At 53.1% G+C, this 18,267-nt stretch carries 17 protein-coding genes; 3 read left to right on the top strand and 14 right to left on the bottom strand.

Going from position 1 to position 18,267, the window contains the following annotated elements; genetic code table 11:
* Window positions 1-23: 23 nt before the first annotated feature.
* The 12 genes from HMPREF1292_RS11115 to HMPREF1292_RS06275 form a co-directional block, all read right to left on the bottom strand.
* On the bottom strand, window positions 24-179 hold the full coding sequence (locus HMPREF1292_RS11115; RefSeq protein WP_021353821.1) for a hypothetical protein: 156 nt from the start codon (window positions 177-179) through the stop codon (window positions 24-26).
* A 45-nt stretch (window positions 180-224) separates the two neighbouring features.
* A complete protein-coding gene (locus tag HMPREF1292_RS06325; RefSeq protein WP_021353820.1) occupies window positions 225-1,322 on the bottom strand; it encodes an acyltransferase family protein in 1,098 nt (365 codons plus the stop codon).
* A gap of 13 nt (window positions 1,323-1,335) precedes the next feature.
* A complete protein-coding gene (locus HMPREF1292_RS06320) occupies window positions 1,336-2,076 on the bottom strand; it encodes a 1-acyl-sn-glycerol-3-phosphate acyltransferase (RefSeq protein ID WP_034645965.1) in 741 nt (246 codons plus the stop codon).
* A 64-nt stretch (window positions 2,077-2,140) separates the two neighbouring features.
* On the bottom strand, window positions 2,141-3,097 hold the full coding sequence (locus tag HMPREF1292_RS06315; protein ID WP_021353818.1) for an ROK family protein: 957 nt from the start codon (window positions 3,095-3,097) through the stop codon (window positions 2,141-2,143).
* 175 nt (window positions 3,098-3,272) lie between these two features.
* Window positions 3,273-4,310 carry an NlpC/P60 family protein gene (locus tag HMPREF1292_RS06310; protein WP_023019210.1) on the bottom strand — a complete coding sequence of 346 codons (1,038 nt, stop codon included), beginning with the start codon at window positions 4,308-4,310 and terminating at the stop codon, window positions 3,273-3,275.
* Window positions 4,311-4,400: 90 nt separating this feature from the next.
* Window positions 4,401-4,994, bottom strand: coding sequence for a C40 family peptidase (locus HMPREF1292_RS06305; protein WP_023019209.1), 594 nt, complete (start codon window positions 4,992-4,994; stop codon window positions 4,401-4,403).
* 700 nt (window positions 4,995-5,694) lie between these two features.
* The gene (locus HMPREF1292_RS06300; RefSeq protein WP_023019208.1) at window positions 5,695-7,320 is read right to left on the bottom strand and encodes a cytochrome bc complex cytochrome b subunit; all 1,626 of its coding nucleotides are present in this window, start codon (window positions 7,318-7,320) and stop codon (window positions 5,695-5,697) included.
* A complete protein-coding gene (locus HMPREF1292_RS06295) occupies window positions 7,320-8,540 on the bottom strand; it encodes a ubiquinol-cytochrome c reductase iron-sulfur subunit (RefSeq protein ID WP_023019207.1) in 1,221 nt (406 codons plus the stop codon). Before HMPREF1292_RS06295 ends, HMPREF1292_RS06300 begins: the two co-directional genes overlap by 1 nt.
* Entirely contained in the window at window positions 8,540-9,433 is an 894-nt protein-coding gene (locus tag HMPREF1292_RS06290) for a c-type cytochrome (protein ID WP_024272904.1), read from the bottom strand. Before HMPREF1292_RS06290 ends, HMPREF1292_RS06295 begins: the two co-directional genes overlap by 1 nt.
* A gap of 64 nt (window positions 9,434-9,497) precedes the next feature.
* Window positions 9,498-10,118 (bottom strand): heme-copper oxidase subunit III, encoded by a 621-nt coding sequence (locus HMPREF1292_RS06285; protein WP_021353812.1) that lies wholly within the window; start codon window positions 10,116-10,118, stop codon window positions 9,498-9,500.
* A gap of 525 nt (window positions 10,119-10,643) precedes the next feature.
* Entirely contained in the window at window positions 10,644-11,075 is a 432-nt protein-coding gene (locus HMPREF1292_RS06280; RefSeq protein ID WP_021353811.1) for a cytochrome c oxidase subunit 4, read from the bottom strand.
* A 20-nt stretch (window positions 11,076-11,095) separates the two neighbouring features.
* Complete coding sequence (locus tag HMPREF1292_RS06275) at window positions 11,096-12,187, bottom strand: cytochrome c oxidase subunit II (protein ID WP_021353810.1); 1,092 nt, start codon at window positions 12,185-12,187, stop codon at window positions 11,096-11,098.
* Window positions 12,188-12,610: 423 nt separating this feature from the next.
* Here HMPREF1292_RS06275 and asnB point away from each other — a divergent pair, with 423 nt between their 5' ends.
* The gene (gene asnB, locus HMPREF1292_RS06270) at window positions 12,611-14,533 is read left to right on the top strand and encodes an asparagine synthase (glutamine-hydrolyzing) (RefSeq protein WP_023019206.1); all 1,923 of its coding nucleotides are present in this window, start codon (window positions 12,611-12,613) and stop codon (window positions 14,531-14,533) included.
* A 145-nt stretch (window positions 14,534-14,678) separates the two neighbouring features.
* Here asnB and HMPREF1292_RS06265 read toward each other — a convergent pair whose 3' ends face one another.
* Entirely contained in the window at window positions 14,679-15,023 is a 345-nt protein-coding gene (locus tag HMPREF1292_RS06265; protein WP_021353808.1) for an iron-sulfur cluster assembly accessory protein, read from the bottom strand.
* A gap of 195 nt (window positions 15,024-15,218) precedes the next feature.
* Here HMPREF1292_RS06265 and HMPREF1292_RS06260 point away from each other — a divergent pair, with 195 nt between their 5' ends.
* Entirely contained in the window at window positions 15,219-15,974 is a 756-nt protein-coding gene (locus HMPREF1292_RS06260; RefSeq protein WP_023019205.1) for a DUF3043 domain-containing protein, read from the top strand.
* A gap of 56 nt (window positions 15,975-16,030) precedes the next feature.
* Window positions 16,031-17,158, top strand: a complete 1,128-nt coding sequence (locus HMPREF1292_RS06255; RefSeq protein WP_023019204.1) for a nicotinate-nucleotide--dimethylbenzimidazole phosphoribosyltransferase — start codon at window positions 16,031-16,033, stop codon at window positions 17,156-17,158.
* A 3-nt stretch (window positions 17,159-17,161) separates the two neighbouring features.
* On the opposite strand, the gene HMPREF1292_RS06250 is transcribed toward HMPREF1292_RS06255, so the two are convergent.
* Entirely contained in the window at window positions 17,162-18,250 is a 1,089-nt protein-coding gene (locus tag HMPREF1292_RS06250; protein WP_023019203.1) for a branched-chain amino acid aminotransferase, read from the bottom strand.
* Window positions 18,251-18,267: the final 17 nt, after the last annotated feature.

Raw genomic sequence — 18,267 nt, 5'->3', positions numbered from 1 at the left:
AATCAATATCGACGGCAGCCTAGTCAACGGCGGCGTAGCGGAACGAACAACAGCAGGAGAATCAACACCACCGAGATGGGACCGACGATGGTGGCGTCTACACCAATCGATGCTAAAACGACGTAGCCAACGATACTGGCAGTGACCGCAACCAGTCGAAAAATGGTGAGTTTATCCACGAAAAGCTTCTTTCTGCTTAGCGTCCTGCGCATTCGGCACTGATCTTACTCGCGCCTACCTAGGGCTGACAACGGGGGCGGGTATAACAACCACCGCAAAGATTTGACGCGTGTGAGATATTTCAGCACCGCACCCGTAGCTAAAGCACCGAGCAGACCGCAAAATGCCCAGAACAGGGAGTTTTCAAACGGAAAACGGCCAAAGCGGGTGATATCTTCCAATTCGACATCCACCACCCACAAGCGCTGATAGTGAAACAGCGCCATGATGCCGAAGTGGTGGCCGATATACAGTGGCAAAGTATTCCGACCAAGTTTTAATAACACGGTGCTAACTCGCGGAAGATAGGTCAGTAATACCGACAACACTATCGCGGCAGGCAAAGAAAACGCATGCTGGATAATGCGGAAGAATAAATCCAACTCAAAAGGTCCAAACTCAATAGACCCCGGACCACTCCAGTAAGCCTGTTCACCGCGTACGCTTTCCCACAACTGTGCCCCGGCATAACCGAGCAAATAAGCCACCAGAGCACTGATTACCACCGGAATTCGCTTCGCATGAGCGGTAAAGCGGTGGATGGAGGATGCAAAATATGCGGCAAAAACGAATACCGGCAGATATATAACCGACTTAGCGATCATATGCCAGTGCTCGTGAAACGGAAGCAATAACACCGGCACGATGAAAGACACTAGAACTGCTACCCAGCCTGGCAATGCGCGAAGTGCCCACAAAGCGATGTTAAAAAGCACCAACGCGTACAAAAACCAGATCAAAGTTGAACCTGTGATTACCTGTTTGAGAAAGTATTGTGCAGGTGGCCACTCCGCGCCATAATCATTAACGAGTACGACCTGGTATGCCGCTAGTTCGAGTGGCACCCAAAAGATATAAGGGACCAGGAGAAACCACAGTCTACGCGTGAAAAGTTGTTGAAAACTAAACCGGAATACTTTCGCCGAGAACAACCCGCTGACTAAAAAGAATAGCGGCATGCGCAGTGGATCCAGAAATTCATTTGCTTGAGAAAGCCAGGTATCACGTGCCTCAGGAACTGCCAGCGATACGTGCAGAATGATCACGCCTAGAATCGATACACCCCGGGCGATATCGGGCCACTTGAGTCTTTGCTGCGCCACGATACTCCTGCAATTATGTCTGGTTTGGCTCGGCACCTTCCGGGTATCCATTTCCGGCAGCTAGCGACTCTTTCACCTCAGAGGCATAATGATCGACGTATTCAACTCCGGTTAATTCCGCAAGCTCATGCATGATGAAGTCCGTAAACTCACGCATCGTTTGGTGTTCTTTCGGGTCTAAGCCACGGTTCCGCGCCCATTCGTGGGGAGAAACAGGTGTGCCAAAGCGAACTCCGACCTTAACTGGGCGCGGAATCCAGGTACCGATGGGGTTCGCTTTGGCGACATTAATCATCGCGACAGGGATAACAGGCACGTCAGTTTCCATAGCAATGCGTGCCATGCCAGTGCGGCCCCGGTAAACCCGGCCATCAGGACTACGGGTACCTTCTGGGTAAATACCTAGTAGATCTCCCCTTGCGAAGACGCTCTTTGCAGTGTCTACGAGCGCTCCACCCGCGCCTTTCGCCTTACGGTCAATAGGGACCTGACCGACAGAGGTGAAAAAGAAACACTGCAGAGAACCGACAATTCCTTTACCTGTGAAGTACTCTTTTTTCGCCGGAAATGTAAATTGTCGAGAGCAAACCAAAGGCAAATAGAATGAATCCATCACCGCTTGGTGATTCGAGACGATCATCGCAGCCCCTTGCTCCGGAACATTGCCTAAACCTTCCGTAAAAGGGCGATTCCACAACCGTAACCATGGGCCAATCAAAACGTATTTGAAAAAGTGGTACCAGCCGTTGTTCATGCTCTTGGTTTCTACGTGTGCCACAGCCCTTAACCAGCCTTCCTAGCTTGATTTATGGAGACGCCTAATTAGGAAAATTCTCAGCATAACGCGATAAATGTGCAACTCCGACCATACCTGCCGCAGAACCTAGTTTCGCGACAGAAACCTCTGGGTGTGGCCGATGTGTCGCAGCCACCATTGATTGTCTGAGCACCCGGTCTGCAGCTGGCAAAAATAAATCGTGATTACCAACTACCCCACCTCCGAGGACAATTAATTCCGGGTCAATGACATCCGCAACGAACGACAGGCCGATCCCAAGCCAACGTGCAAACTCACCAACCACCGCCTGCCCAAGCGCATCACCATCACGCGCGGCGTTCATGATCTCTTCGCCTGTTGACGCGGTATGCAGCAAAGGACTTCTGCGATACTCCGGGCAGTCGTCAGCAAGTTCCAGGACTGTGTCCGCCAATGCCGTACCGGACGCATAACGCTCCAGACATCCCCGTTTTCCACATGAGCATTGCCTACCACCAGGCACTACCGTGACGTGACCGAATTCTGGCGCCATACCAAAAGAACCACGGAAGATTTCTCCGCGGTGCATAATTGTTGCCCCGATACCGGTACCTACCGAAAAATACACCCAGGTTCCAGCTTCCCGTGCTTGGCCGAAAACGTACTCTCCCCATGCTGCAGAATTGGCATCGTGTTCTAAGCGCACGGGAAGTTGCAAACGATCAGTCATGATCTCTCGAACAGGGGCATCGCGCCAAGGCAAATGCGGTGCGAAGCGAACGGTAGTGCAGTCAGGGTCCAAAAAGCCCGCGACTGCCAGTCCGACAGCTGCAATTTCATGACGGTCCCGAAGAGTGTTGACAAGTGCGACCAATTTGTCGACCAGAACGTCTTCACTGTTTGGTGTGAGTGTGGCTGCACGATCGAGGATTTCACCGTGCGCGTCAACGACCGCCGCACGCATATTGGTGCCGCCAATATCCACACCGATCGTCAAGGCATTAGGGGCAATAGACATAACGTAGTTACTATACTCCATCCACTCGCCTATGCTACGGTGCGTTCCGAAATGCTTTACCGCCACCTGAATTATGGTCGCCGAACTAAATATCGCTTTGGTTGTTAGGCATGGCACCAGTAAACCCGCGGCTCGTATTGAGACGCGGGTTGGGTTCCGTGTGGTAGGCGGCTATTTAATACCGAGAAGCACCAGTGATAGGCATCGAATCATAAGGGACAACCTGCACGGGCACGCCATAGGTCGAAGCATGGACTACTTTGCCATCACCGATGTACATACCTACGTGAGTGGTGCCAGGGTAATAACCAATAATATCTCCGGGCTGCAAAGCATTCAGGGAAACCGGAGTGCCACCGGCTAGCTGCGCTTGTGAAGTGCGAGGGATGCTCTTCCCTTGCTGCTGATAAGCCCAGTGCATAAGACCCGAGCAGTCGAAGGAATCCGGCCCCGCAGCCCCCCAGTTATAAGGCATACCCAGCCGAGTTAAGGCCGCACCGGAAGCGCCTGAACCCGCTGCGCTAAGCAAGGCATCGCCGATTTTAGCAAAGTCCGCAGGAGCACCGCCCGCCAAAGAAATGCGCTCCTCATCGCTTAGCGCTTCGACGCGGGCTTCAAGGTCGCCGATTTTTGCCTCAAGTGCGTCACGTTCTTCCTGCAGTTTAGTGCGCTGAATTTCCAAATCGGTTTTGTGGAAGATCGCCTCTTGCAACGACGCATTCGCCTTGCTGGCTGCACGAGCGGACTCGCGGACCTCCTGCTGCAGACGGGCGATATCAGCCTCGGCATCACGAGAAAGCGCCCCCATGAACGATTGCCGGTCGATAAGCTCCTGTGGGCTTCCCGACGACATGACAGAGGCGGCTTTATCCAAGCCCGTTCCGGTGTACTGAGCTTTCGCTAATTGGTCCACGGTGGCTTGCAGCTGCGCGCGTGCTTCAGCTGCGTTAGCAGCCTTCTGGTTGGCATCAGTGCTGAGGACGTCGAGATGCGCAACGTTCTGGGCGCGTTTATTCAGCTTCTCCTCGATATTCTTCAGCTCTTCGTGTTTACGGGACAGCTCAAAGCCAGACTCTTGAATCTGCTGAGTAGCGATCTCAACATCATCTGCCGAGGCAATGGAGGGGTTGACACCAATCGCACCAAAAACAAGTGCGCTGGAGGTGACGATAGCTAGGAAGCGGTGGCGCGACCGAAAAGCGGCGGAAGACATGCGTGGAAATGACTTTCTGGATGAAGCGAGTAGACCAACGGCAATACTAGCGCCCTACACAGTCAATTGGCTAGTCCTGCCCCAAAAAAGCTAAAAACGGACTGCAGAATGGATTGGCTGGAAATGCAGTGGGCGCTCACCGACAGGGCTACCGGCGTTTAGGGCGTCAATGATAGTGCCATGACCAGTGTAGATTCCGACGTGAGATGCACCGCCGTAGTAGGCAATAATATCGCCTGGTTGCAAGGCGTCGAGCGACACACGCGTACCGCCAGCTGCCTGAGCTTGTGACGTGCGCGGGATGTTCACGCCAGCCTGCTGGTAAGCCCAACTCGTCAAACCAGAGCAATCAAAAGAGCCTGGCCCTGCCGCTCCCCATGCGTAAGGGCTGCCGATTGCTGAACGAGCGGCATCTACGATCTGCTGTCCCTTCGATACCAAGGGAGCGTGAGCCACCTGTACTGGGTTTGCATGAGGTGCGGGCGCCTGGGAGCTACCGAGTAGTTGGTCCGCCCCAGGGATGTTTTCCACGCCAGGAACGTCAACGGTGAAGTTTGTGTTTGGAATTGTGAATTGGGCTGCGGACGCCATGCCCGGGGCCATCATCGTCGAACCAACAACAGCAGCGGAGGCTGCAGCGACGCGGCGCTTGGTGGACACATTCTGCTTACGGTGTTTAGCCACGAAATCTTCTCCAAATCAGATTGAGTATGCACTACAGTTTTCGTAGTTTGCCCCGTACCGATCGAGTCCGCCTGAACTCATGCAACTGGTGCGACGCAATGTCTCAAATAGGTTACGAAATGACAACAAACGTTGTCGAATCAAGGCCTGTGATTACTTCCGTTATCTACCCGTTATCTTGCTGTTGTCAGATATACATCAACGACTTGTTCGCAAGCCGCCGACACTATGAAGATCACTACAGCACCCAAGAAACCGTCTCTTGCCTGGCGTTTCATAGGGAAGGATGCCCGTTACAGTGGAAGCGCAAGCGCCTAGGAGTCGAGCAGAGACTGAAAAAACTAGTCATATGTGAAATCAAACACAGGAACCAGGTGGTTGCTAAATTCCCGCCCATAAACCACAGGGCTGGGAAAGCTCAACGCTAAAACTAAGCCGGGACAGAAACGATCATGAATCCTTAATCGGGGCCCACTTAGACAACGGACCTACTCTAGATGTGCTCGATGATAGGCAGGAACCAGAAATCGACTTGGGCCTACGTAGCCAATGATCTCCTAGCGGCCAGAAGATTACACCTTGAAATGCCAAAGGCTCGGTACTGGTTTATCCAATACCGAGCCTTTGCTACTTGATTAAGGCGTCGCATCTAGCTTTCGAGGCCAGATTGTGCGCTCACTTGGTCTAAGTGTCTTTTGCCTTAGTCTAAGTGGCCTTTGCGACGGTCAGCCTCGCGATTGGCCTCATTGAGGCGACGCAGCATTTCAGCCTCTTCAGCATGGTTGTCATGTTCGATCTGACGTCGACGAGATGCTACGTCATCTGAATCCGGACTAAAGACGCCGGACGCATTCTGATCGGCATAACCCAAGTTATTCAGCTGTTTCGGCACGGCCGCGCCGGCGTACTCCAGCGGAATAGGATGACCATGATCGTCGACCGGTCCAAGTGGCTGGTGTACTTCGATGAATGCACCATTCGGCAGCTGCTTGATTGTGCCGGTTTCGATGCCGTGTTCCAGCACCTCGCGGTCAGAGCGCTGCAACGAGACACAAATGCGGTAGGTCAAGAAGTAAACCAACGGTGGGAGCACAACCAAGCCGATGCGGCCGAACCAGGTCATGGCATTCAACGAGATGTTGAAGAAGTGGGCGATGTGGTCGTTACCACCGGAAATTGTTACCAGCAGGAAGAACGTGATCGCCATTGCGCCGATCGCGGTTCGCGCTGGAACGTCGCGTGGACGTTGCAGCAGGTTATGGTGCGCGTCGTCGCCAGTTGCCTTCTTTTCCAAGGCAGGGTAAGCGAAGAGCAGCATTACCATCACACCACACATCAACGCGACCCAGAATGCTGATGGGATCGTGTAGCCAGCGATGTACAGTTCCCAAGCTGGCATAATGCGGGCAACGCCGTCGGTCCACAACATATAAACGTCAGGCTGCGAACCTGCGGACACCTGAGATGGGTTGTAAGGTCCAATAGTCCAGAAACCGTTGATGGTCAGTAGCCCCGCCATCAATGCGAGAACACCGGCAACGATCAAACCCATGCCAATCGCCTTAGTAGCGAATACTGGCATAATGCGGACGCCTACAACATTGTTTTCAGTGCGGGCCGGCCCAGGTAATTGGGTGTGCTTTTGGTACCAAACTAGCATCAGGTGGGCAGCGATTAGCGCAAGAATAATTCCTGGGATGATTAGGACGTGCAGCACGTAGAAACGGTCTAGCATCAGGTCCGATGGGAAGTCCCCGTCGAAGATGGCCCAGTGGATCCAAGTTCCGATGATAGGCACACCGAGGATGATGGCCGACATAATGCGCAACCCGACACCGGAGAGCAGGTCATCCGGCAAAGAGTAACCCATGAAGCCTTCAACCATGCCGAGCATGATCAATGCGCAACCGATGATCCAGTTAGCTTCACGAGGGCGGCGGAATGCACCAGTGAAGAACACGCGGAGCATGTGAGCAACCATCGACATCATGAACATAAGCGCTGCCCAGTGGTGCATCTGACGCACGAACAGGCCACCGCGAACCTCGAAAGAAATATCAAGTGCGGTTGCGTATGCGCGTGACATCTCGACGCCATTCAACGGCAGATATCCGCCGTCGTAGATCACTTTGGTGATTGATGGGTCGAAAAACAGGGTTAGGTACACGCCTGTAAGCAACAAGATAATGAAGCTGTACAAGGCAATCTCACCCAACATGAAGGACCAGTGGGTTGGGAAGACTTTGTTGATCTGGGTGCGCACCATCCCCGAGATGGTGTAACGCGAATCAACATTGTCTGCTATTTGTCCGAGTTTATTGCTCATTAGGATTCACGCTCCCAGAAAGCCGGGCCAACTGGCTCGATGAAGTTACCGCGAGCGATGAGGTACCCCTCTTCGTCAACGGTGATGGGCAACTGTGGCAACGCACGGGCCGCAGGTCCGAAAACAGGCTTTGCGTATTGCATAGCGTCGAACTGCGATTGGTGGCACGGGCACAGGATGCGGTTAGTCTGTGCCTCAAATAGAGAGGTTGGACAACCAACGTGCGTACAGATCTTGGAGTACGCGTAGTAATCGCCGTAGTGGAAATCTTCCTGGTTTTCGCGCTCGACGACAGCTTTGGCATCGTCATGGCGCAAGCGAATGAGCATAACGGCGTTACGTGGTCCGTGGATAGAGTGCATATGGTTTTCGTATACGTCGCGCTGTGGATCGTAACGATCTCCATCGTTCACATCGTCTTCTGCCAATGGGAAAACGGTTTCCATCGCGGCTGCAGACAGGTCTTCGGGCCGAACGCGGACTAGGCGGGTAACGCCTTTAGTCTCCCAGTGGTTCCCGGCCTGCCCTTCGTGGTATTCGGCAATCGCTCCGGTATCCCGGGCAAGGTAAAGTTTTACACCTTTATCGTGAAGCGTCCACCCTGATGTCCACAGAGTTCCGTCTCCGTTGTAGTTGAGCTCGTGGCGTGGCTTCCAAGGATTGCGGATAGCTCCGCCCAGTGGTGCAATCACTACAAGACCTGCAAGAATACCCGCGCCGCCAAGCAGCCCCTGCAGTGCTTTACGACGACCGAGGGTGGAAGTCTGCCAAGCGTCATTCAGCAACGCGGTAACGGTCTGGCGGTCAACCTCATCAGAACGTCCGTCGTGACGATTCTGTACGGCAATTTCTTCCGGCACCATCTTTTTGACGATCATGACCACACCGATGCCCAAGCAAAGGATGGCCAAACCGGAGGTAAGACCTAATAACGGGGTGTATACCGCGTGCAACCACTGTCCGTCTTCCCCATGCCCTTTATAGCCCCATGGCCAGAAAAGGTACACGCCTAAAAACGCGATGGCGGCGGCGACTGCAATTGCAAAAAAGATGCCAACGGAAATGGAGGCACGTTTTTCAGCAGGATCGTTCTCTACCGGGAAGCGCTCTTTCCGATAAGCAACTGTCACTTCATCGAGCTCGGTACCAAGTTGAGCCAATTCATCCTGGCTCATGCCCCGAAGCTCTTGTTCCGTGTAATTTTTTTTCTCGTTCGACATTAGGTACGCGATCCAATCCACATAGCTGCACCAACCAAAGCGGTGATGCCGATGATCCACATGGCCAAGCCTTCAGCGACAGGGCCCAATCCGCCTACAGACCAACCGCCTGAGGATGGAGACTCTTTCGCGTCCTTAATAAACGCGATGATGTCTGCTTTCTCGTCGTGGGTAAGTTGACGTTCAGAGAACTTCGGCATGTTCTGCGGGCCAGTCAACATGGCTTGATAAATCTCTTGCTCGTTCGCCGGATCCAGTGGAGGCGCATACTTACCTGACGACAGAGCGCCACCACGACCGGTGAAGTTATGGCAAGAAGCACAGTTCATACGGAACAATTCCGAACCACGGGCGATATCTTCTGGATGGATTTTTCCATCGTAGGAAGAACCGCGCAGCTCTTCCATTGCGATGGTGCCATCGTCGTTATACACCAGTTCGGGTCCCCCGCCGTTGGCTGCAACGTAAGCAGCCAACGCAAGAGTTTGTTGTTCCGTATAGCGAGGAGTTTTACGTTCCGCCTGGGCGTCGTTAGACATCATCGGCATGCGGCCAGAGTGAACCTGGAAGTAAACGGAACCTTCACCGACACCAATCAGTGATGGCCCACGGTCAGGTACGCCTTGCAGGTTTGTGCCGTGACAAGTAATGCAAGCAACTTCATAAATGTCCTTACCCTCTTGAATAAGGGCTTGGTCATCACGCTGTGCGGTTGCTACCTGAGCGTCTGGAGTCAATGCGCTGGCCAAGATGCCTGCACCGGTAAGTCCCACAGACAAAGCAGCTGCACCGGCGAGCGTCCGGCGCATCTTGCGTTTGCGGCGCGAAGCGCTCGCGTTGGCAGCAGTAGGGTTCTCCGACTGCGGCTCTGTGTTCGGGTTGGAATCCATCATTTCCCTTAAATATGTCGAGAACGGAAAGTGAAGGGCTGTAGGCCGGATTACGGCGAGCTACGGCCTACTGAACGAGATAAATAACAATGAAGACGCCGATCCAGATGACGTCAACGAAGTGCCAGTAATACGAGACTGCCATCGCAGCAGTTGCCTGTGCGGGGGTGAATTTAGACTTCCAAATTCGCCCAAGCACGATGGCGAATGCGATAAGGCCCGCCGTCACGTGCAGCATATGGAAGCCGGTGATGATAAAGAACACCGAGCCAAACACACTGGCTTGAATGGTTACGCCGTGCGAGATCATCTCGTAATACTCGAATGCGACCATGCCCAAGAAAACAACACCAAGGGCAATAGTGATTACGTACCACAAGCGAAGCTTGAAGACGTCACCTTTCTCGGCCGCGAAAACACCGAACTGCGAGGTCACAGACGAAGTAATAAGGATAGCTGTAATGATGAGACCGTAGATCACGTTAAGGTGCTCGGTCTGTTCAGTCCAGTCCCCTGCCTGTCCGTTTGCGCGCGAGGTAAACCACATCGCGAACAGTCCGGCGAAGAACATTAATTCCTGCGACAGGAACACAATCGTGCCTACGCTGACCATGTTTGGTCGGTTCAGCGACACAACACGTTGTGGTGCTGTCATTCCTGGGTTAGTTACTGCGCTCGTCACGCTCATAAGTATGCACCGTCCTTTCTCGAATTTCATCTCAATTCTTAGCCGTTTTCCCAGGTCACCATAAGGCCAAAAGCGACACTCACACCATACGGGGGTAGCTAAAGTATCTATACCTACCTTGGAACTTTTTGCCGCAAATTCCGACTAACTTAATTAGCAGGTCAACCGGCAATTACACCCCCGATAGCCTCGATCATTAGCGAGAGTAGATTGCTGCCTTAACTCAAATCGGGGGTATTACTTTTCGCACCCCACCCGCCAAAGTGCCCTAACTCACAAGGCAAAACTGCCATTTTCCGATGATTGCAACTTTTGATTGCCCCTAAAATTGCGCCAACTAATTCATGATTCGAACAGCTTGGAACTCAATCATTTTTTTCGTCACTAGTCGATATTCGGTCAGAGTCTTTACACTCTCATTTACCCTTCCCACCCTCGCCCCGCGGCACAACAAAACCCCCAATTGCTCAAACAAAGAACAATTAGGGGTTGAAGGTTGCGTCGAAACCAGATCAGGGATTGAAACTAGTGCTTTTCCTTAGGCAATCCGTATTGCAGGCTCAGCATCGTACATGCCCAAATGAGCATTACGCCACCAACCAGGATCAGCCAGTAGTACAGGAAGATAACACCAAGGCCGAATACAAAGATGGAGATCGACATCCAGAATGGCCACATGGATCCCGGGGAGAAAAATCCGAGGACTCCCGCGGAGTCAGAGATTTCCGCTTCCTCCCAGTCCTCTGGAAGGACATCGGATCGGGATTCGGTTATATGCAGGTAGGCACCGAGCATAATCGCCATAAGGGACGACAAGAGCAACGGGATGCCACCAGCCCAGTCGTAGCGGTACTTCCAACCGTCATCTTCAATCCATACGGTACCGAAGACGTAGACAACACCGGAGATTCCGAGGAAGACGGCGATTGCGTAAAAGAGTTTCGCACTGGCGCGCATGTCTGTATTCTCCTTTGGCTTTACAGAGCGGTGTTCGGATCTGCCGCGTTATCGCCATCGGCGGTCTCGCGAGCGGAGTTGAATGGCTTGGTGGAGGTTGCATATGGGGCTTCACCGATGGATGCCAGTGCCTCTGAGTTAGGGGCATCCGGGTTAGCCATACGGAATTCCATATACTGAGCGAACTTCTCCGGGGAAACCGCGCGGATCTCAAAGTTCATCATCGCGTGGTAAGTACCGCACATTTCAGCACAGCGACCTACAAAGGCACCCTCTTCTTGGATTTCCTCGATCTGGAATGCGCGCTCCTGCTGGTTGTTTTCTGGGTGAGAATAAACGTCACGCTTGAACAAGAATTCAGGGACCCAGAAGGAGTGAGAAACGTCGCCGGAAGCAAGACGGAATTCGATTGCGGTGTTGGTAGGCAGAACCAAAACAGGAATCTCATCTGTGGTTCCCAGCGTCTCGATCTCGTTGTAATTCAAATACGAGTTGTCACCGCTGGAACGTCCGTGAACAGGGTTAGCGTTCTTAACGTCTTCAGGGTCATGCTTGGACTTCTCGGCGATAGCGGTACGCTCTTCGTCTTCGCCTAGATAATCCTGACCATTAGGGGTGAAGTTTCCGCCAACCTCTGCGTAACCAAACTTCCAGTTCCACTGGAAGGCAGTGACGTCTACGGCAACCTCAGGCTCTTTGTCGTTCGCGACAACTTTCTGCTGGACTTGAACGGTAAAGAAGAATAGCGCCATGACGATAATGACGGGAATAATCGTCAAAACCAACTCAACGGGCACGTTGTACTGGAGCTGACGAGGGAATTCTCCTCGACCATTCTTTTTTGCACGCTTGGCACTCCAGCGGAAAATGGCCGTCAGGAACAGCGCCCACATGATAATGCCGATAAACCAGGCAAGGACCCAAATCCAGATCCAGAAATTAAACATTGAGTTCGCCTCAGGGGTAACTCCCTCAGGCCAACCCATGTGCAGGAATTTCGATGCCGCTGCTGGTGGCTCGACCTCACAAGCGGCCAGACCGACCGTTGCGAGGCCCAAGACGCCACCAAGGCCCAGCTTCCGGCTCAAGCTGCGTTCTTTACGCTGTCCCACGTGTGTTCTGCCTTTCTTTGCACACAATTGTCTGCCTACTTTTATAAGCATTCCTATTCAAGCAGCATAACTCAAATACGCCATCTTCTTATCAGGGTTGCATGAACCTATTTCCAGGCAAATAAAGGCTTGCACATTAAGAAGCACCGCGACGCTCCAGCCACCCCGATACGCGCTGGACAATGGGCAACCATTTGGCCCACCGACGAAAATTGACCACACACGAAATGCCAAAAGTATTAGCCATCTCACACTGGATATCGACCCTATCATCCCAAAGTTTCACTCACATTGAGGTAAACGGATAAGCCCATGGGATTGAAGTCCAATCTGCGCGAAACTCTCCGTTAAATGATTAACCGCTGACGAATACTTGGCCGTAAAGTAGTCGTGGCAGATCACCACCCTGAGGAGAAATAAACAATGTGCGGACTTCTCGCTATGTTGAGCGCCCAAAGCGATGCCCCTTCTTACGTTACCGCTATGGAAGAAGCGCTCCCTTGCATGCGCCATCGTGGCCCTGACGCCGCTGGCACCTGGAACGATGAACACGCAGTTTTTGGATTCAACCGGCTGTCAATCATCGACCTGGAGCATTCTCATCAGCCTTTACGCTGGGGTCCAGAGGACGATCCTGAACGCTACGCGATGACGTTCAATGGGGAAATTTATAACTACGTTGAACTTCGTGCCGAGCTCAAAGAGGCGGGATATCACTTTCAGACATCCGGCGATGGTGAACCAATTGTTGTCGGTTTCCACCATTGGGGACCTTCCGTCGTCGAGCATCTTCGTGGAATGTTCGCCATCGCCATCTGGGACACCCGCCGGAAACAGATGTTCGTCGCCCGCGATCAGTTTGGGATCAAGCCGCTGTTTTATGCCACAACCTCGGCAGGAACCGTTTTTGCATCCGAAAAAAAATCCATTCTCGAGCTTGCCGACGCTATCGATCTAGGGCTAGGCCTTGACCGCAGAGCCATCGAACATTATGTGGACCTGCAATATGTCCCAGAGCCGGAATCTTTACACGCAGACATTCGTCGCCTGGAATCGGGTTGCACTGCAATTCTTTCGCCAGGCGGTCAGGTCAAAGCGGAACGTTATTTCCAGCCTCGCTTTCGGACCAAAGCCGTTCCGGCAGGCCAGGAACAACAGCTTTTTGACCGAATCGCCCATGCCCTCGAGGATTCCGTCGAAAAGCACATGCGCGCAGACGTCACTGTTGGGTCATTCTTGTCGGGTGGTATTGATTCCACCGCGATCGCTGCATTGGCGAAACGACACAACCCAAATCTTTTAACATTTACCACCGGTTTCGAACGCGAAGGTTATTCTGAGGTCGACGTCGCAGCAGAGTCGGCAGAAGCGATTGGCGCTGAGCATATAGTTAAGATTGTCAGCCCAGAAGAATATGCCGACGCCATTCCGAAAATCATGTGGTATCTGGACGACCCTGTGGCAGACCCCTCCCTCGTTCCGCTGCATTTTGTTGCAGCAGAAGCTCGGAAACACGTCAAGGTCGTGCTTTCTGGTGAGGGCGCCGACGAGCTCTTTGGCGGTTACACTATTTACAAAGAGCCCCTCTCCCTCGCGCCATTCGAAAAAATTCCAAGCCCTTTACGTCGGGGCCTAGGCGTTCTTTCCCGTATCTTGCCTGATGGCATGAAGGGGAAATCTCTTCTCGAACGCGGATCGATGTCCATGGAAGAGCGCTATTACGGTAATGCTCGCTCTTTCAATTTCGAGCAAATGCAACGCGTGATCCCTTGGGCCCGTAAAGATTGGGATCACCGTGATGTGACCAAAGATATTTATGCGCGTTCTGAAGACATGGACCCCGTTGCGCGTATGCAGCATTTAGACTTGTTTACCTGGATGCGCGGCGACATCCTCGTGAAAGCGGACAAGATCAATATGGCGAACTCCTTAGAACTCCGCGTGCCATTCCTCGACAAGGAAGTTTTCCGGGTTGCCGAAACCATCCCGCACGAACTGAAGATCTCCCACGGAACCACGAAATATGCCTTACGTAAGGCTATGGAACAAATCGTTCCCCCACATGTGCTGCACCGAAAGAAATTGGGCTTCCCAGTACCAATGCGGCACTGGTTAGCAGGAGATGAACTACACGGATGGGCACAAGAGCAAATTAACGCCTCCCAAACAGAAGACATCTTCAACAAGAAAGCTGTCCTGGAGATGTTGCAAGAACACCGTGCAGGCCAATCAGATCACTCACGTCGTCTGTGGACAGTGCTGGCCTTCATGGTCTGGCACGGAATTTTTGTGGAGAAACGTATCGACCCAAATATCGAGCACCGGGATTACCCAGTCCGACTATAACTGCATACTGACACGGCCGGGGACAGCACTATTGATGTAGCCCGGCCGCACGCAATGCGAAAGCCCCTGGCTCTCTGTACTGATTAGTAACGAGAACCAGGGGCTTTTAATATCCGTCGAGCTGTTTGGAATCCTAACTATAGTTTTAGTTGAAAGAATCGCCGCAAGCGCAGGATCCACCGGCATTCGGATTATCGATAGTAAAACCTTGCTGTTCAATGGTGTCAGCGAAGTCAATCTTCGCACCCATCAGGTACGGCACCGACATCTTGTCGACGACCAAGGTAACGCCGCCGATCTCATCGCTTTTGTCACCATCGAGCTCGCGGTCGTCAAAGTACAGTTGATAGCGCAAACCTGCACAACCACCTGGCTGAACGGCAATACGCAGAGACAGGTCCGTACGGCCTTCCTGCTCTAGCAAAGACTTAGCTTTCTCAGCTGCAGCGTCAGTCAAAATTACGCCGGTCGACGAAGTTGGGGCGGTCATAATAGTTCTCCTTCGTGGTGAACGCGTCGTTTGCGTCCAGAGTACTCGCCTTTCGTGCGAGACGAAACCCCTGGATCCGCAGTCCGTTCGACAGTTAATTTAACCGCCCCAAGGCTGTTTGCGCCACCTACGCCGGACATACCCGACAAGTACTTATTCTTGTTACCGGCATACAAAGTTGTACCCTGTAGAACTGTGAAACTACCGTGGCAAAAACCTCAAAACACCAAAGCAGATAATTCCGACAACTCCACTACCAGTGCGGACAATAAGAGCTCATCTGCACCATCAAACTCGGCACAATCTAGCCCTGCACAGGCCAATTCCGCTTCCCCAGAGCAAACAGATTTACCGAAGGGCTATACCCCTAAGAAAAATAAACCTACTCCTTCGCGCAAAGAGCAAGAGATTCGTCGCGGTGTACGACGCGATCCTAACGGTGCATCCCCCGCCCAGGCCCGGGAGCGTCGTAAAGAGCTCAAGAAATCCATGTCCAAGCAAGAATGGAAAGAATACAAACGCGAAGAACGCCAAGAAAACATGCGTCGCCGTAAGGAACAGCAAGAACGCATGGATGCTGGCGATGAGCGCTACCTCTTGGCTCGCGATATTGGACCGGAGCGACGCTACGCACGGGACTGGGTGGATTCCCGCGCTTTCTTGACCAACTGGGTGATGCTTATTGCCCTTATGATTCTTGGTGCTACCTTGCTCGGCGGAATTAACCCTCACGCAGCGAATATCATTTCACTCATCGGCATGGCGATTATTGTTATTCTCGCAATCGAAGGGGTTATCCTGGGCAAACGTTGCAATAACGCGGTGCGCAAGAAATTCCCAGACTCCACCGAAGCTGGATTCCGCTTGGGCTTTTACGCTTATTCTCGTGCCACTCAGCCGCGTAAGTGGCGTTCACCAAAGCCCCAGGTGCAACGCGGTGCCAAGGTCTAACCGCCCCTATTCTTCATTCTTCTAGGCCCTAGATAGTTACAGTTTAGGTTTTCACAATGCCAATGCCGCACGAGCCCGAATCCTTCCCTCAGCCCGAGCCTGATTCCGCACCCAAGCAGAGTGCTGACGCTGCCGCTAACGCGGATTCCAATGCCCAAGCCGACAGTGCTGAGTTTGCTGATCTTGGGGCTCCCGCGGAGATTGATACTGAGGCTGCCGCCGCGGTGGTTGCAGCTATGTCGTCGACACAGCGGGGCCGGAGTTTTGGTCGGCTTACTGATGCAGCAGCTTTCATGGCCGCGTGCCAAGGGAAAGTTCCCGCGGAGCCGTTGCGGCAGCCCCGAGTCGTCATTTTCCATTCTGCCCTCGCCAGCCCTGCCCCCGGCAGTTCTGACCCCAGCGTTTCTGTCCCCCGGAGCTCTGCAACTAGTAGCAATGGTGCGTCATCTTTGCGCACGCCCGAGTCCCAGACTGCAGCCGACGATATTGCCGCTGGTTCTGCCCCCGTGACGACACTGGCCCGTACCCATGGTGCTGGCGTTCGCCTAGAGGAGATCCCTACCGACGGAGCCGCGCTAGAATTTGGCCGCTCTATCGCTGATTCTGAAATCGATGCTGGCGCAGATCTACTGATCCCAGGCGAGCTCACTGAGGGATTCTCCGTCGAGGCTGCTGCCTTGTTTGGCGCAATAACGAAGACAGAACCGGTAGCACTAGCTAGCTTGGAAGCTTCGCTTACGACGAAACAATGGCAAGCCGACGTCACGGCTATCCGGGATCACATGTTCCGCTTCCGACGATATCCCGCTAATTTGTTGGACCTTGTGCGCGAATGCCAAATGCCGACGGTACAGTCATTGGTTGGTTTTATTCTGCAAGCAACTTCCCGACGCACTCCAGTGCTTGTCGACGGCTGCCTTGCCACTGTGTGTGGCCTGATAGCAGAAAAAATTGTTCCAGGAACCCAGCCATGGCTGCGCTCGGCACAGCTGTCCCCGGAGCCTGCGCATATCCAAGCCGTCCAACAATTGGGATTAACGCCCCTACTTGCCTTCGATCTCACAACCGGGCAAGGAACCGGTGGCGTACTAGCATTATCTGCACTCAACGCAGCGATTGAGCTAGTAGCCGATGAGGTTTATGCGATCACTGATGCGATCAACGCGCATAACCACGGCGCGTGATCATCAGGCGAGCTTTTGTAGCCAGCCGTGCGTGTCGGCAACTTCTCCCCGTTGGATTCCGGTTAGTTTCTCACGCAGTTGCATCGTGATTTCGCCGGGGTGACCGCCACCGATGCTAAACGTGCCACTGGTAGTTTTCACGGTGCCGATTGGCGTGATTACCGCTGCCGTCCCGCACGCAAAGGCCTCACTCATGGCACCGGATTCGGCGGCTTCCCGCCATTGCTCCAGAGTGATGCTTTCTTCCACCACTTCAATGCCCATCTCACGCGCTAGTTGCAACAGTGAATTTCGCGTCACACCAGGCAAAATAGTGCCGGTCAGTTCGGGAGTGACCAGCTTGCCCTGGATGACAAACATGACGTTCATGCCGCCCATCTCTTCGACTTTTTGGCGTTTTGCAGCATCTAAAAAGACCACTTGGTCGCAGCCATGTGCGATGGATTCTTGCTGAGCAACTAGCGAAGCAGCGTAGTTACCGGCGAATTTGGCGGCCCCGGTTCCGCCCGGAGCGGCGCGCACATAGTCTTCGGAAATCCACACAGATACCGGTTTCACGCCACCCTGAAAATACGCACCGACTGGCGAGGCAATAACCAAGAATCGATAAGACTGCGATGGCGCGACGCCGAGCCCTATTTCCGTTGCAATCAGGAATGGACGAAGATACAAGGATCCCTCTCCCCCGGCTGCTGGGACCCAATCCTTGTCGACAGCAACTAATTCTTTCAATGCTTGGATAAATAATTGTTCTGGGATTTCCGGCATTGCCATGCGCTGCGCGGAGCTCGCTATACGTTGCGCATTCTTCTCAGGACGGAAAGTAACGATTGAATCATCACTCTGCCTATATGCCTTGATGCCTTCAAAAATTGCTTGCCCGTAATGAAAAACGGTCGTCGCCGGATCTAAGGTCAATGGCGCGTATGGCTGCACCGATAGATTGTGCCAGCCTTGTTCTGCATTCCAGTCGGCAACCACCATGTGATCCGTGAATTTTTTACCGAAAGCTGGATTCGCCAGGATTTCCTCGCGTTCAGCTGCGGGCGTCGGAGTGTCATTGCGGGTCACGGAAAATTTGAAGTCGCTCATGGTAGCTAATGTACCCT

Source organism: Corynebacterium sp. KPL1995 (genome assembly GCF_000477935.1).
Classification (GTDB): Bacteria; Actinomycetota; Actinomycetes; order Mycobacteriales; family Mycobacteriaceae; genus Corynebacterium; species Corynebacterium pseudodiphtheriticum.
This window is presented reverse-complemented; position numbering and strand designations above follow the sequence as displayed.

What these genes read in the sequence shown, in the direction of transcription:
- HMPREF1292_RS06320 (WP_034645965.1), bottom strand. Translation starts at nt 2,076, where the DNA reads ATGAACAACGGCTGGTACCACTTTTTCAAATACGTTTTGATTGGCCCA.
- HMPREF1292_RS06315 (WP_021353818.1), bottom strand. Translation starts at nt 3,097, where the DNA reads ATGTCTATTGCCCCTAATGCCTTGACGATCGGTGTGGATATTGGCGGC.
- HMPREF1292_RS06310 (WP_023019210.1), bottom strand. Translation starts at nt 4,310, where the DNA reads ATGTCTTCCGCCGCTTTTCGGTCGCGCCACCGCTTCCTAGCTATCGTC.
- HMPREF1292_RS06300 (WP_023019208.1), bottom strand. Translation starts at nt 7,320, where the DNA reads ATGAGCAATAAACTCGGACAAATAGCAGACAATGTTGATTCGCGTTAC.
- HMPREF1292_RS06295 (WP_023019207.1), bottom strand. Translation starts at nt 8,540, where the DNA reads ATGTCGAACGAGAAAAAAAATTACACGGAACAAGAGCTTCGGGGCATG.
- HMPREF1292_RS06290 (WP_024272904.1), bottom strand. Translation starts at nt 9,433, where the DNA reads ATGATGGATTCCAACCCGAACACAGAGCCGCAGTCGGAGAACCCTACT.
- HMPREF1292_RS06285 (WP_021353812.1), bottom strand. Translation starts at nt 10,118, where the DNA reads ATGAGCGTGACGAGCGCAGTAACTAACCCAGGAATGACAGCACCACAA.
- HMPREF1292_RS06280 (WP_021353811.1), bottom strand. Translation starts at nt 11,075, where the DNA reads ATGCGCGCCAGTGCGAAACTCTTTTACGCAATCGCCGTCTTCCTCGGA.
- asnB (WP_023019206.1), top strand. Translation starts at nt 12,611, where the DNA reads ATGTGCGGACTTCTCGCTATGTTGAGCGCCCAAAGCGATGCCCCTTCT.
- HMPREF1292_RS06265 (WP_021353808.1), bottom strand. Translation starts at nt 15,023, where the DNA reads ATGACCGCCCCAACTTCGTCGACCGGCGTAATTTTGACTGACGCTGCA.
- HMPREF1292_RS06255 (WP_023019204.1), top strand. Translation starts at nt 16,031, where the DNA reads ATGCCAATGCCGCACGAGCCCGAATCCTTCCCTCAGCCCGAGCCTGAT.
- HMPREF1292_RS06250 (WP_023019203.1), bottom strand. Translation starts at nt 18,250, where the DNA reads ATGAGCGACTTCAAATTTTCCGTGACCCGCAATGACACTCCGACGCCC.